Genomic DNA, 14,233 nt, shown 5'->3' with positions numbered 1-14,233 from the left:
AAAATAAAAATTGAAACCCCTCAGTCCACTCTAGTATAATAGTGTGGTTGAGGGGTGAATTTATGTTATTATCCAAAATGCGTTGGGAATATGAACATCCTAGCGAAGAAAAAGTGAAATCACTCTCTGAAAATCTGAATATTTCAGCGCTGACTGCATCACTTCTTGTACAAAGAGGGCTCGAAGAAGTAGAAGAAGCGAGGTCTTTTTTATTTGATCAAAAAGCCGAATTTCATGATCCATTCTTATTAAAAGGAATGAAAGAAGCAGTAGAGCGCATCAACAAAGCGATCGAAGAGCAGGAATCGATTGTGATCTTCGGAGATTATGATGCAGATGGTGTGACAAGTACGTCTGTACTTTTACATACACTAAAAGAACGATCTGCTAAGGTAGACTTTTACATTCCAGATCGATTTAAAGAAGGATATGGGCCAAACGAACAGGCTTTCCGATATATCAAAGAGCAAGGGGCATCGCTTGTTATCACCGTAGATACAGGGATCGCTGCTGTAAATGAAGCACGTATTGCAAAAGAAATAGGATTAGACCTGATCATCACAGATCACCATGAACCAAGCGAGGAACTGCCTGAGGCACTTGCGATTGTACATCCTAAGCAGCCTGGATGTGAGTATCCGTTTAAAGAGCTGGCGGGTGTCGGTGTTGCGTTTAAAGTGGCACATGCACTCCTTGGTAAACTCCCAGTAGAATTATTAGATCTTGCTGCAATCGGTACAATTGCCGATCTTGTCCCGCTGCTTGATGAAAATAGATGGCTTGCAAAAAAAGGTCTGATGCAGCTTCGTCAATCTAGACGACCTGGGTTAAAAGCGTTATTAAAAGAAGCAGGCGCCACTCTTGAAGAAGCAAATGAGGAAACGATCGGCTTTCAAATTGCGCCAAGGCTGAATGCTGTTGGACGAATTGAGCAAGCAGATCCGGCTGTTCATCTTCTCATGACTGAGGATATGGATGAAGCGGAAGAACTCGCTCGTTTTGTACAAGAATTGAACAAAGAACGGCAGAAAATTGTGAGTACGATCACGGAAGAAGCCATTCAAATGGTTGAAGAGACAGGCGCTGACCAGTCTGCTATCGTCGTAGCAAAAGCTGGCTGGAATCCAGGTGTTGTCGGCATTGTTGCCTCAAAATTGACGGATACATTTTCTCGTCCGGCGATTGTGCTTGGAATAGACGAAGAAACGCAGATGGCGAAAGGGTCAGCACGAAGTATTCCTGGCTTTGATTTATTTTTCCATTTGAGCAAGTGCCGTGACATCCTGCCGCATTTCGGTGGACACCCGATGGCAGCAGGAATGACACTTCAAGCGGATGATGTTCCTTTACTTAGGGAAAGATTGAATCAATATGCAAATGAAACGTTGACTGAAGAAGATTTTATTCCAATTCAACGGGTCGATGCAGTATGTAAAGTGGACGAAATGACGGTGCAAGCCATTGAAGAAGTGGGACTGCTGTCCCCGTTTGGCATGCAGAATCCTAAGCCGTTCATTATGATTGAAGACGCCCAGCTTGAAGACATCCGAACGATCGGGGCCAATCAAAATCACATTAAAATGTCACTAAAAGACGAAGACAAGCTGCTCGACTGTGTCGGTTTTCACCAAGGTAAACTAAAAGAAGAACTTGTCCCGGGGAGTCTAATTTCTGTCGTTGGCGAGGTCTCGATTAATGAATGGAATAACCGAAAGAAACCTCAGCTCATGCTAAAAGACGCTAGAGTAGATGAATGGCAGCTGTTTGATTTGCGCGGGAAAAAAGATTGGGAAAAGAAAGTATCAACACTTGATCCAGCAAAAACGATGGTCTTCTGTTTTGACGAAGAAACAAAAAGGCAATCGGAGCTAGTGGATATTCCGATTCATCTTATTGATGCAGAAAATGTATCCACGTTTGATGTGCAGGAAAAGTATGTGATCTTTGCCGATGTTCCTGCCGATGAACACTTGCTCAAGCTGCTTTTAGAAAACCAACAACCAGCAAGAATTTATACGGTGTTTCAGCGGAAAGAAGATCACTTTATGTCCTCATTCCCGAGCCGTGATCAATTCAAATGGTTTTATGGGTTCTTGTTCAAACGGGGAAGTTTTCCTATTAAAGAACAAGGCATGGAGCTTGCCAAACATAGAGGTTGGACAAAAGATACAATCATTTTTATGACAAAGGTGTTTTTTGAACTCGGTTTTGTTAAAATAGAGAATGGTGTGCTGTCAATAGTGCGTGATGCCCCTAAAAAAGATTTAACCGCATCATCGTCTTATACAGCAAAACAACGATTGATGGAACTCGATCAAACACTAACATATTCCTCAGCCAAAGAGCTGAAGGAATGGCTGAATAGCATGATGAGCGAAGTCTCACCTGTGCTTTGACGTACGAGGAGGAAAAGGAAAAGATGGATTTAAAACAATATGTGACAGTTGTACCTGACTACCCAAAGGAAGGTGTACAATTTAAAGATATTACAACGTTAATGGATAAAGGCGAAGTGTACCGTTATGCAACGGATCAAATCGTTGAATACGCGAAGGAAAGAGACATTGATCTCATTGTTGGACCTGAAGCGCGTGGATTCATTATTGGCTGCCCTGTAGCATACGCACTTGGTGTAGGTTTTGCCCCAGTTCGTAAAGAAGGAAAGCTTCCTCGTGAAGTCATCAAAGTCGATTACGGTTTGGAATACGGTAAAGATGTATTAACGATTCATAAAGATGCAATTCGTCCTGGTCAGCGTGTACTGATCACAGATGATTTGCTTGCGACAGGTGGAACGATTGAAGCATCCATCAAGCTGGTTGAGGAATTAGGCGGCGTTGTGGCAGGGATTGCATTTTTAATTGAGCTGACGTATCTTGATGGCAGAAAGAAGCTTGACGGTTACGACATCTTGACGTTAATGCAATACTAATGGAGTTTTACGCAAAAAGCACTCAGTAAGAAGGGTGCTTTTTTCCTATCAAAAATCTTTTAGCGGACTTCTTCTCTTTACATCTATCGAATTTTTCTTGATAATAAACTACAATACAGTTTTCATTTAAAAAGGTGATTCCATGGCGAACGAACAAGTTTTAACGGCGCAGCAGGTCATTGATAAGGCAAGAGAATACCTGTCCGCTGAACATATTCAATTTATAGAGCGTGCATACGAATATGCTGAAAATGCTCACAAGGAGCAATACCGGAAATCAGGTGAGCCCTATATTATCCATCCTATTCAAGTGGCGGGAATTCTTGTTGATCTTGAAATGGACCCTTCGACCATTGCTGGCGGCTTCTTGCATGATGTTGTCGAAGACACGGATGTGACATTAGAAGATTTAAAAGAGCATTTTAACGAAGAAGTAGCCATGCTTGTTGATGGTGTGACAAAGCTCGGAAAGATTAAATATAAATCACAAGAAGAACAACAGGCTGAAAACCATCGTAAAATGTTTGTTGCAATGGCGCAGGATATTCGCGTCATCTTAATTAAGCTGGCAGACCGTCTTCACAATATGAGAACACTCAAACACCTTCCGCAGGAAAAGCAGCGAAGAATTTCAAATGAAACCCTTGAGATCTTTGCACCGCTTGCGCACAGATTAGGGATTTCAAAGATTAAGTGGGAGCTTGAAGATACAGCCCTCCGCTATTTAAATCCGCAGCAATACTACCGGATTGTGAATCTCATGAAGCGTAAACGAGCAGAACGTGAGGAATACTTGGACGAGGTTGTTAATGAAGTAAAAGACCGCGTGTCTGAGGTGAACATTAAGGCTGAATTCTCCGGCAGACCGAAACATATTTATAGTATTTATCGAAAAATGGTCATGCAAAATAAGCAATTTAATGAAATATATGATTTGCTGGCTGTACGTATTTTGGTTGACAGCATTAAAGACTGCTATGCGGTACTTGGTATTATTCATACATGCTGGAAGCCGATGCCAGGCAGATTTAAGGATTATATTGCGATGCCAAAGCCGAACATGTATCAGTCTCTTCATACAACGGTGATTGGTCCAAAAGGGGACCCGCTTGAAGTTCAGATTCGTACAGTGGAAATGCACGAAATTGCGGAATACGGAATTGCGGCACACTGGGCGTATAAAGAAGGCAAAGAGTCAGCAGAATCGACGGAAGAAGCCGTTTTCCAGAAGAAGCTGTCTTGGTTTAGAGAAATCCTTGAATTCCAAAATGAATCCACAGATGCGGAAGAATTTATGGAATCGTTAAAAATCGATCTCTTCTCTGATATGGTGTTTGTATTTACACCAAAAGGAGACGTCATAGAGCTGCCGTCTGGTTCAGTTCCAATTGATTTCTCATACCGGATTCATTCGGAAATTGGGAATAAAACAATCGGAGCCAAAGTCAACGGTAAAATGGTCACACTTGATCATAAGCTAAAAACAGGTGACATTATTGAAATTCTGACATCTAAGCATAGCTATGGACCAAGCCAGGATTGGGTCAAACTTGCCCAAACCTCCCAAGCGAAGCACAAGATCAGACAGTTTTTCAAGAAACAGCGCCGTGAAGAAAATGTCGAAAAAGGCCGAGAACTTGTGGAGAAAGAAATCAAAAACCTTGAGTTCGATGTCAAAGACATTTTGACCGCTGAAAATCTGCAAAAAGTGGCTGATAAATTTAATTTCTCAAATGAAGAGGACATGTATGCAGCTGTTGGTTATAACGGAATTACGGCACTCCAAGTGGCGAATCGTTTAACGGAAAAAGAAAGAAAACAAAGAGATCAGGAAGAACAAGAGAAAACCGTTCAAGAAGTGTCTGTAGAGTCAAAACCATATCACGGGAAAAAACGCGAAGCTGGCGTGCGAGTGAAAGGCATTGATAACTTGCTTGTCCGTTTATCTAAGTGTTGTAATCCTGTTCCTGGTGATAGCATTGTTGGCTTTATTACAAAAGGACGTGGCGTATCTGTTCACCGTGATGACTGTCCGAACGTGAAGACAGGAGAAGCGCAGGAACGGTTAATCCCGGTTGAGTGGGAGCATGAACAGCCTGCTCGAAACCGTAAAGAATACAATGTGGAAATTGAAATATTAGGATATGACAGACGCGGCTTACTTAATGAGGTGCTTCAAGCAGTCAACGAAACCAAAACGAACATCTCGTCGGTCTCTGGTAAGTCTGATCGTAACAAAGTGGCGACGATTCATATGGCGATCTTTATCCAAAATATTAACCATTTGCACAAAGTGGTAGAACGCATTAAACAAATCAAAGACATTTACTCAGTTCGCCGATTTATGAATTAGAAAGGAAGTATATCGTCTATGAGGCTTGTTGTTCAGCGTGTGACGAGTGCATCTGTGAAAGTAGAAGAAGAGATCACAGGTGCCATCAATGAAGGCTATATGGTGCTCGTTGGGGTTACACATGAAGATACAGAAGAAGATGTGCATTATTTAGCTGAAAAGCTCGCACATTTGCGTATTTTTGAAGATGAAAACGGGAAAATGAATCATTCTTTGTTAGATGTAAAAGGAAGTGTACTGTCTGTGTCTCAATTTACCCTTTATGGTGATACGAGAAAAGGCAGACGGCCGAACTTTATGAAAGCTGCCAAACCGGATATGGCGAATTCACTTTACGAATGCTTCAATGAAACGCTTAGAGAAAAGGGCATCCATGTTGAAACTGGACGTTTTGGGGCGATGATGGACGTCTCATTGACCAATTCGGGGCCTGTCACCATGTTGATGGACAGCAAAGAATAGAAAGACATTAGACTGTAGATAAACTCTTGCTGAGAGTTTGTTTAGAGTCTTTTTCTTTTACGATCAAACAAAAAAGAGGCGCAGCGGCCTCTTTTTTCTATCGGAAATATTGTTTTAATCCTTCTGTCATTCCTTCTGTCACTCGTTCTTGGTAAGAGGCGCTATAAATGATCGCTTCTTCTTGAGGATTGCTTAAATAGCCGAGTTCATATAAAAGGGAAGGGCGCTTGTTTTCTCTTAAAACAAAATAATCTCCAAATTTGACTCCTTTATCAGGGATCTGTGATCGTTTTGCGACTTCCGTATGAACGCTTGTCGCCAGGCTTTGATCTTTGGATGCCTGATAATAATATGCGGTGCTCCCTCTGATACTTGGGTCCATAAAACTATCATAATGAAGACTAATAAATGCATCTGCATTTCGGTAATGTGAAGTGGCAACCCTCGATTGAAGGCTGATGAATGTATCATCACTTCTTGTTAAATAGACATTTGCTCCAGAAGCTCTTAACTTACCCGCCAGCAAATGAGCGGTTTTGATCGTGATATTCTTTTCAAATGCACCGTCTGCGCCGATCGTGCCGCTGTCTTTTCCGCCATGGCCAGGATCAAGAACAATTGTTTTGCCTTTTAAAGATCCAGTGCCAGACGATGAATCCTGCTGAGGTCTTGGTGCTTCGCTGCTATTTTTCTTTGTTTGAACGACCCAGCTCGCCACGTAGCCTGTTCCGCCGTTTGATAATGTCACCTCGTACCAGTCACCTTGCGTACGAACAATTTGATAAGCAGCTCCTTTTGTTGCTCTTTCTGCAATTCCAGCAGAGGTAGAAGCGCTTTTTCTAATATTCGTTCCATCATAAACGATGTACGCTTTCTGATGAGATGACGAAGAGGAAGAATTCTTTTCAGGTGCTGCACTTGTTCCTTGGTTTGAGACAATATAATAACTTGCAACCCAGCCTTTAACGCCTTTTGCTTCGATTTCATACCAGCCATTTTGCTCCCGTAAAATGGTGACTTGAGTGTTACGGGAAAGTGAAGCGTCCACTTGTGCATTTGGTGCCGCCGATTTTCGAACATTCAAGCTTGATACGCCAACTGTGCCGGACTGTTTAGAACGAGCGGGCTCAGCTGAACTGGATGAAGAAGCGTTTTGTCCGCCAGAAATATAATCAGAGTGGACCCAGCCTTCCGCTTGTTTGTACGATATTTTTGTCCATTCGCCGCTTGTGTCCAGCTTTTTAGCGGAAGCGCCCTGCGGGAAAGTGCCAATGACTTGATAGGAAGTCCCTGGGCCTGTCCGAATGCGAAGGTCGGAGGCTGTTGAGGTAATCGAACTGCTTCCTTGCGTACTTTGACCTTGCGTCTTTTGCTTAGCAGGCTTTTGTGCATCAGATGACTTGGTAATCAGCCATGAGACGACCCAGCCTTTTTGTCCGTTCGATAGCCCGATCTGTACCCATTCTCCTTGTTCAGTGAGAATCGGGTAGCTTTCTCCTCGTTTCACAACTGCTGCGATCCCGTAGCTTAAACCAGGTCCGGTTCGCACATTGATTTCATCTGTTGCAACGACAGCTTGATCTGTTTGAGCCGTCGCATGTGTCATTGGCCAAGTGCTGGCAATGAGGACAAAACAGGTGAGCAGCAACATCATGTGATGGTGTGTTTTCAGATTCAAAACGGTGTTTTCCCCTCCCTTGTAAAACCGATGAATGTTAATTCGTTATGTAATGGATGAATTCCTTGCAGTTTCCCTAATAAAAATGAATCAATCTGTTTATACTAGATAAAAATGTGATAAAAGGATGTACAAACATGAGATTAAGCAGAAAATTAGGACGAGTGCAATATAATGGACATCGTGATATCGATCGCTGGCAGCACGACGAAATGGATCAACCAGGTTTCCTTGAAGAAACGGCATCTGAATACGGATGCACGTCAAAAGAAGAGCTGGAAAAGAAAAAGAGACACGGCAAGGGTTGACAGAGTGGCAGCACCGACCTTATTATAATATAAATCAACACACTTGAAAATTTAAAATGTGGAACTGATGATAGAGAATAGTAGGGTAAATTGCGTGAGCAGAGAGGAATCGCCTTAGGCTGAAAGCGAATCCGCATGGCATTTATCACGAAAGAACACTCTGTAGGTTTCCTGCTGAACACTCAAAAAATGAGTCATTAGGCGGAGAACGTGAATCTGCGTTAAGGATTTGAGCGGGAACATGGCTAGATCATGTTCCAACTAGGGTGGCACCACGGGTATAACTCTCGTCCCTACTATACACATAGTAGAGGCGGGGGTTTTTTATATGTCCACATAAAAAATGAATGATGGTCGTAGGAGGACGAAAAATGAGTTTTAATATTCCAAGAGGCACACAGGATATTTTACCGGGAGAATCAGAACGCTGGCAGTATGTTGAACAAATTGCGAGAGATACATGTGCAGCCTTTCAATACAAAGAAATCCGCACACCGATTTTTGAGCATACGGAACTGTTTGCACGAGGAGTAGGCGAGTCAACAGATATCGTTCAAAAAGAGATGTACACATTTGAAGACAAAAAAGGACGTAGCATCACACTTCGCCCAGAAGGAACAGCTTCAACTGTCCGTTCTTATGTTGAAAATAAACTGTTTGCACAGCCTGCACAGCCTACAAAGCTGTACTACATTGGACCAATGTTCCGCTATGAGCGTCCGCAAACGGGAAGATATCGTCAATTTTATCAATTCGGAATTGAAGCGATCGGTTCAAAAGATCCTGCCATTGATGCAGAGGTCATTTCATTAGCGATGAGTGTGTATGAGAAAGCGGGTCTTTCCAACTTAAAACTCGTCATTAACAGCCTTGGTGACAAAGAAAGCCGTGCAGATTACCGTCAAGCACTTGTCGAGCATTTTGAACCAAGAATTGATGAATTCTGTCATGACTGCCAAATTCGTTTACATCAAAATCCATTGCGTATTCTTGATTGTAAAAAGGACCGCGACCACGAACTGATGGCAACGGCACCATCCATTCAAGATTACTTAAATGAAGAATCACGGACTTATTTTGAAAAAGTAAAACAATACTTAACCGATCTAGGCATTGAATATGTCGTCGATCCGAACTTAGTGCGCGGTCTTGATTATTACAATCACACTGCCTTTGAGATTATGAGTAATGCAGAAGGCTTTGGCGCGATCACAACATTAGCCGGCGGCGGCCGTTATGATGGACTCGTTGAAGGAATTGGCGGTCCTGAATCACCAGGTATCGGCTTTGCGATGAGTATTGAACGTTTCCTATCAGCGATTGATGCAGAGAAGATTGAGCTTCCTGTTCAAGATGGCATTGATTTATACATTGCGGCATTAGGAGATCAAGCAAAAGATTATGCTGTTGGCTTATTGAATCGCCTAAGAAAAGAAGGCATTTCAAGTGAAATGGACTATACAGGGAAAAAGCTAAAAGCACAATTTAAAGCGGCAGACCGCTTGAACGCCAAGTTTATTGCAGTTCTTGGTGAAGATGAGCTGGCGCAGCAAATTGTAAACGTAAAAGATACGACAACGGGTGAACAAATTGAAGTGAAGCTTGATGAGCTGATTCAAATGATGAAAGCCCACCAGAAAGCGTAAAGAAGGAGTGGAATGTTTGTGTTTGGTAGAACTTTTTATTGTGGAGAAGTAACAGAAGACCAAATCGGTCAAACCGTTGTATTAAAAGGATGGGTACAAAAACGTCGTGACCTTGGTGGATTAATCTTTATTGACCTGCGTGATCGTACAGGCATTGTGCAAGTTGTCTTTCATCCAGACCAATCAAAAGAGGCCCTTGAGACAGCAGAATCGATTCGTAATGAATATGTCCTTGATATTAAGGGGACAGTGGTCGCAAGAGAAGAAGCCACGATCAACCCAAATTTAAAAACAGGCAAAATTGAAATTCAAGTCGACACAGTCACTGTTTTAAATGAAGCCAAGACGCCTCCATTTGTGATTTCTGATCAAGCAGATGAGGTATCAGAAGATGTGCGCTTAAAATACCGCTACCTAGATCTTCGCCGTCCTGCGATGTTTGAAACGATGAAAATGCGACATGAAGTCACAAAAGCATTCCGCCATTTCTTAGATGATCACGGCTTTCTAGACATTGAAACGCCAATTTTAACAAAAAGTACGCCAGAAGGTGCACGTGACTATCTTGTGCCAAGCCGTGTACACGAAGGAGAATTCTATGCGCTGCCGCAGTCTCCGCAATTATTTAAGCAATTGCTCATGGTGTCTGGGATGGACCGCTACTATCAAATCGCTCGCTGTTTTAGAGATGAAGACTTGCGTGCTGACCGTCAGCCGGAATTTACACAAGTCGATATTGAAATGTCCTTTATGAGCCAAGAAGACATCATGACGCTTGCTGAAGAGATGATGGCAAAGGTGATGAAAGATGTCAAAGGTGTTGACCTGACATTGCCATTACCTCGTATGACGTACGATGAAGCGATGAATTCCTATGGTTCTGACAAGCCAGATACCCGATTTGACATGAAGCTTGTCAACATTTCAGACACGGTAAAAGACTCAGATTTCAAAGTCTTCAGCGGTGCTGTAAACAATGGCGGAGCTGTCAAAGCGATTAATGTCAAAGGGGCTGCAGCAAACTACTCAAGAAAAGACATCGATGCACTCGGTGCATTTGCAGCGAACTATGGTGCAAAAGGTCTTGCTTGGCTAAAAGCTGAAGGGACAGAGTTAAAAGGACCAATCGCTAAATTCTTTGATGAGTCAAAACAAGCAGAATTAAAAGAACAGCTTCAAGTTGAAGAAGGCGACCTTTTACTCTTTGTTGCAGATAAGACGTCTGTTGTCCATGATGCGCTTGGCGCACTTCGCTTAAAACTTGGCAAAGAGCTTAAACTCATCGATGAGTCTGTCTTTAATTTCTTATGGGTTGTCGATTGGCCGCTGCTTGAAAAAGATGAAGAAGAAGGCCGCTTCTATGCTGCCCACCATCCTTTCACAATGCCAGTTCGGGATGATCTTGAATTAATTGAAACAAGTCCAGAAGATATGAAAGCTCAAGCGTATGATCTTGTGCTGAACGGCTATGAGCTTGGCGGAGGTTCTATTCGTATTTTTGAAAAGGACATTCAAGAGAAAATGTTTGGTTTACTTGGCTTTTCTAAAGAAGAAGCGTACGATCAGTTCGGCTTCCTTCTTGATGCATTTGAGCATGGTGTGCCTCCGCATGGCGGAATTGCGCTTGGACTTGACCGCTTAGTGATGCTGCTTGCCGGCCGATCTAACCTAAGAGATACCATTGCGTTCCCGAAAACGGCAAGTGCAAGCTGTGTTCTCACAGATGCTCCTGGCACTGTAAGCACAGCGCAGCTAGATGAACTGAGTTTGGCTATTAAAACAAAAGTAAAACAGTAAAATAGGCGCATGTTTATAGGCATGTAAACGCTTGAAAAAGGGACATGCCTATGATATGCTTTCATCAACTAATAAATAAAGTCCTGATACGTACGGTGGTTACCTAGTTTTGACCGAACATTTTTTTTTACGGGAGCTTGCCTTTCCTTTCTGCATAAATGCCTCTTCTGAGGACTTATAAAGTGAGGAAGAAAGCACCCACCTGCATGGTGCGGGGTTCAAAACGAAGGAAAAGCTGGCGGCGTGATCGGGACTTTTTTGTGTTTTTTTCTATTTGAGAAGGATGACGGAGAACGCTGAATATGATATGATTCTTTCGATTCATTTTAAATAAAGGTGGAGTGAGGCACTTGTTACATCAGTTTTCAAGAAACGAGCTTGCCATTGGCAAGGAAGGCTTAAATATATTAAAAAACAGTACAGTTGCAGTGCTTGGAGTAGGCGGCGTAGGTTCTTTTGCAGTAGAAGCCCTTGCTCGTTCAGGTGTTGGCCGTATTGTTCTTGTTGATAAAGATGATATTGATATTACAAATGTAAATAGGCAGCTGCCAGCTTTGCTATCAACGGTTGGTCAGCCTAAAGTTGACTTAATGCAGGCAAGAATTGCTGACATTAACCCAGAATGTGAAGTTGTTGCGCTCAAAATGTTCTATACAGAAGAAACATATGAACAATTCTTTGAGTATCCGCTCGATTATGTCATTGATGCATCAGATACAATTCATTATAAAATTCATTTAATGAAAGAGTGCCTGAAACGCGATGTGAACATTATTTCGAGTATGGGTGCTGCAAATAAAACAGATCCGACACGTTTTAAAATTGATGACATCTCGAAAACACATACAGACCCAATTGCGAAAGTCGTCAGAACACGCCTGCGGAAGGAAGGCATTCGTAAGGGGATTGAAGTTATTTTCTCTGATGAAAGTCCGATTGTCATTCGTGAAGATGTGAGAAAAGAAGTTGGAAATGATGAAGCGAAAATTCGTAAGGCACAAATGCCGCCATCATCCAATGCGTTTGTTCCATCTGTGGCTGGACTGATCATGGGTGGTCATGTCATTATGAAACTGTTAAAAGATATTCCGATTACACGTGTGAAAGATAAATAAACAGCCCGCCTGCATAGAGCAGGGGGCTTTTTTTATTTTTGCCGTCTTAAATTTTCATACACTTGCTTTAGCCCACCTTCAAATTTTCCAGTTTGCTTTGGTTCATAATATTGCTTGTTTTTCAGCGGGTCAGGTAAATATTGCTGCTTCACCCAGCCATTTTCATAATCGTGCGGATATAAGTAATCGGCGCCCCTTCCAAGTGCAGCTGCCCCTTTATAATGGGCATCTTTTAAATGAACGGGAACTTCACCCATTTTCCCCGTGCGAATATCATGCAATGCCGCATCAATCGCTTGGTAAGCGGAGTTTGACTTTGGAGAAAGACACAGTTCAATCACGGCATTAGCGAGTGGAATTCGTGCTTCTGGGAAACCAACTCTCTCAGCTGTTTGAACAGCGCTTAACACACGTGGCCCTGCCTGCGGACTGGCTAAGCCAATATCTTCATAAGCCATCACAAGTAATCGTCTCGAAATGCTTTCAAGGTCTCCCGCTTCAATGAGTCTTGCAAGGTAATGAAGCGCAGCATCTGCGTCAGATCCTCTAATGGATTTTTGAAAAGCCGAGAGGACATCATAATGGGCATCACCGTTTTTATCATGCGAGAAGCTCTTTTTTTGTAAACATTCTTCTGCTGCAGCTAGAGTGATCGTGATCTGTCCAGATTCATCCGCTTTTGTCGATAAGACGGCTAGTTCAAGCGCATTTAAAGCGGAACGTACATCTCCTCCGCATCCATTTGCAAAATGATTCATTGCCTCCTCATCAACTTTGACCGAATAACCGCCAAGCCCGCGATGTTCATCCTGTAAAGCTCGAGATAATGCAGCTTTGATTTGTTCTGTTTCCAGCGGCTTCAGCTCAAATATTTGTGTCCGGCTGCGGATGGCTGGGTTAATCGCATGATACGGATTAGCTGTTGTCGCGCCAATTAAAATAATCATGCCATTTTCTAAATACGGAAGAAGGAAATCCTGCTTCCCTTTATCGAGTCTGTGGACTTCGTCTAAAATCAAGATGACCTGACCACTCATTTTCGCTTCAGCGGCGACAGCTTCCATATCTTTTTTGTTATGAATCACCGCATTCAATGTACGGAAGGCAATGCTTGTACTGCCAGCGATTGCAGTTGCAATGGATGTTTTGCCGATTCCCGGCGGCCCGTATAAAATCATCGAGGACAAATGTTTCGCCTCGACCATTCGTCTAATAATTTGACCTTCTCCAACGAGATGCTCCTGCCCAATAATGTCTCCAATATGACTTGGGCGCATCCGATACGCTAAAGGTTTCATGATTATCTCTCCTAAAGCAATGTCTTGTTTGTATAGAGTACCGAAATTTCTTCAAATAGAAAAGGGATGCGTCCTCGTTTTGAGCTCAGAACCCGCAAATGAAAGTTGGCTAAAAGTATGATATAATTGCTTTTGGTCTATATAAGCGTATATGAAATCAGAAAAATAATTGATGACATAGAAATAGAAAACGCAGAGGTGTTTAACTTGAAAATTTCTACTAAAGGCAGATATGGTCTGACGATCATGATCGAATTAGCCAAAAAACATGGCGAAGGCCCTACATCATTAAAATCAATCGCTCAAAACAATGATTTGTCTGAGCATTATTTAGAGCAGCTTGTATCACCACTTCGCAATGCACGTCTTGTGAAAAGTATCCGAGGAGCGTATGGCGGCTATGTGCTTGCCCATGAGCCAAACGAGATTACAGCCGGTGATATTATTCGTGTATTAGAAGGACCTATTAGTCCTGTTGAAGTGATCGAAAACGAAGAGCCAGCAAAGCGTGCACTTTGGATTCGTATTCGTGATGCAGTAAAAGACGTACTAGACAATACAACTCTTGAAGACTTGGCAAGTTATAAAGATGACGAGGATCAAGAGGCGTATATGTTCTATATTTAGATCAGAGGTGTACCGGA

General features: G+C 42.5%; 11 protein-coding genes, 1 other RNA gene and 1 other annotated feature. Of the genes, 10 read left to right on the top strand and 2 right to left on the bottom strand.

The window, feature by feature from the left end; all coding sequences use genetic code 11:
* Positions 1-62: 62 nt before the first annotated feature.
* From recJ to dtd, 4 genes are all read left to right on the top strand, one after another.
* A complete protein-coding gene (gene recJ, locus LCD32_RS11940; RefSeq protein ID WP_224563836.1) occupies positions 63-2,396 on the top strand; it encodes a single-stranded-DNA-specific exonuclease RecJ in 2,334 nt (777 codons plus the stop codon).
* 23 nt (positions 2,397-2,419) lie between these two features.
* Complete coding sequence (locus tag LCD32_RS11935; protein ID WP_008342729.1) at positions 2,420-2,932, top strand: adenine phosphoribosyltransferase; 513 nt, start codon at positions 2,420-2,422, stop codon at positions 2,930-2,932.
* A gap of 142 nt (positions 2,933-3,074) precedes the next feature.
* Complete coding sequence (locus tag LCD32_RS11930; RefSeq protein ID WP_008342726.1) at positions 3,075-5,285, top strand: RelA/SpoT family protein; 2,211 nt, start codon at positions 3,075-3,077, stop codon at positions 5,283-5,285.
* Positions 5,286-5,303: 18 nt separating this feature from the next.
* Positions 5,304-5,747 (top strand): D-aminoacyl-tRNA deacylase, encoded by a 444-nt coding sequence (gene dtd / locus LCD32_RS11925; RefSeq protein ID WP_017358114.1) that lies wholly within the window; start codon positions 5,304-5,306, stop codon positions 5,745-5,747.
* A 97-nt stretch (positions 5,748-5,844) separates the two neighbouring features.
* Here the strand turns inward: dtd and LCD32_RS11920 are convergent, their stop codons facing one another.
* On the bottom strand, positions 5,845-7,425 hold the full coding sequence (locus tag LCD32_RS11920) for an SH3 domain-containing protein (protein WP_060781234.1): 1,581 nt from the start codon (positions 7,423-7,425) through the stop codon (positions 5,845-5,847).
* Positions 7,426-7,562: 137 nt separating this feature from the next.
* Here LCD32_RS11920 and LCD32_RS11915 point away from each other — a divergent pair, with 137 nt between their 5' ends.
* The 5 genes from LCD32_RS11915 to LCD32_RS11895 all read left to right on the top strand — a co-directional run bounded on the left by LCD32_RS11915 (position 7,563) and on the right by LCD32_RS11895 (position 12,291).
* A complete protein-coding gene (locus tag LCD32_RS11915) occupies positions 7,563-7,733 on the top strand; it encodes a YrzK family protein (RefSeq protein ID WP_003216250.1) in 171 nt (56 codons plus the stop codon).
* Between the two features lie 58 nt (positions 7,734-7,791).
* Positions 7,792-8,031: a binding site (T-box leader), on the top strand.
* Positions 8,032-8,104: 73 nt separating this feature from the next.
* Positions 8,105-9,379 carry a histidine--tRNA ligase gene (gene hisS, locus LCD32_RS11910; protein ID WP_052320807.1) on the top strand — a complete coding sequence of 425 codons (1,275 nt, stop codon included), beginning with the start codon at positions 8,105-8,107 and terminating at the stop codon, positions 9,377-9,379.
* An 18-nt stretch (positions 9,380-9,397) separates the two neighbouring features.
* Positions 9,398-11,176 carry an aspartate--tRNA ligase gene (gene aspS / locus LCD32_RS11905; protein ID WP_035391010.1) on the top strand — a complete coding sequence of 593 codons (1,779 nt, stop codon included), beginning with the start codon at positions 9,398-9,400 and terminating at the stop codon, positions 11,174-11,176.
* Between the two features lie 77 nt (positions 11,177-11,253).
* Positions 11,254-11,434: non-coding RNA, 6S RNA (gene ssrS / locus LCD32_RS11900), on the top strand.
* A gap of 92 nt (positions 11,435-11,526) precedes the next feature.
* Complete coding sequence (locus tag LCD32_RS11895) at positions 11,527-12,291, top strand: ThiF family adenylyltransferase (protein ID WP_008342718.1); 765 nt, start codon at positions 11,527-11,529, stop codon at positions 12,289-12,291.
* Between the two features lie 32 nt (positions 12,292-12,323).
* On the opposite strand, the gene LCD32_RS11890 is transcribed toward LCD32_RS11895, so the two are convergent.
* Complete coding sequence (locus LCD32_RS11890) at positions 12,324-13,589, bottom strand: replication-associated recombination protein A (RefSeq protein WP_060781233.1); 1,266 nt, start codon at positions 13,587-13,589, stop codon at positions 12,324-12,326.
* A gap of 207 nt (positions 13,590-13,796) precedes the next feature.
* Here LCD32_RS11890 and cymR point away from each other — a divergent pair, with 207 nt between their 5' ends.
* A complete protein-coding gene (cymR, locus tag LCD32_RS11885) occupies positions 13,797-14,216 on the top strand; it encodes a cysteine metabolism transcriptional regulator CymR (protein ID WP_008342713.1) in 420 nt (139 codons plus the stop codon).
* Positions 14,217-14,233: the final 17 nt, after the last annotated feature.

This window comes from Bacillus sp. RSS_NA_20 (assembly GCF_020165915.1).
GTDB lineage: Bacteria > Bacillota > Bacilli > Bacillales > Bacillaceae > Bacillus > Bacillus altitudinis.
Note: the sequence above shows the minus strand (reverse complement) of the source record. Positions and strands in the feature narration are given on the sequence as shown.

Excerpts from the sequence above, each read along its gene's own strand:
- recJ (WP_224563836.1), top strand. The coding sequence starts at position 63 with ATGTTATTATCCAAAATGCGTTGGGAATATGAACATCCTAGCGAAGAA.
- LCD32_RS11935 (WP_008342729.1), top strand. The coding sequence starts at position 2,420 with ATGGATTTAAAACAATATGTGACAGTTGTACCTGACTACCCAAAGGAA.
- LCD32_RS11930 (WP_008342726.1), top strand. The coding sequence starts at position 3,075 with ATGGCGAACGAACAAGTTTTAACGGCGCAGCAGGTCATTGATAAGGCA.
- dtd (WP_017358114.1), top strand. The coding sequence starts at position 5,304 with ATGAGGCTTGTTGTTCAGCGTGTGACGAGTGCATCTGTGAAAGTAGAA.
- LCD32_RS11915 (WP_003216250.1), top strand. The coding sequence starts at position 7,563 with ATGAGATTAAGCAGAAAATTAGGACGAGTGCAATATAATGGACATCGT.
- hisS (WP_052320807.1), top strand. The coding sequence starts at position 8,105 with ATGAGTTTTAATATTCCAAGAGGCACACAGGATATTTTACCGGGAGAA.
- LCD32_RS11890 (WP_060781233.1), bottom strand. The coding sequence starts at position 13,589 with ATGAAACCTTTAGCGTATCGGATGCGCCCAAGTCATATTGGAGACATT.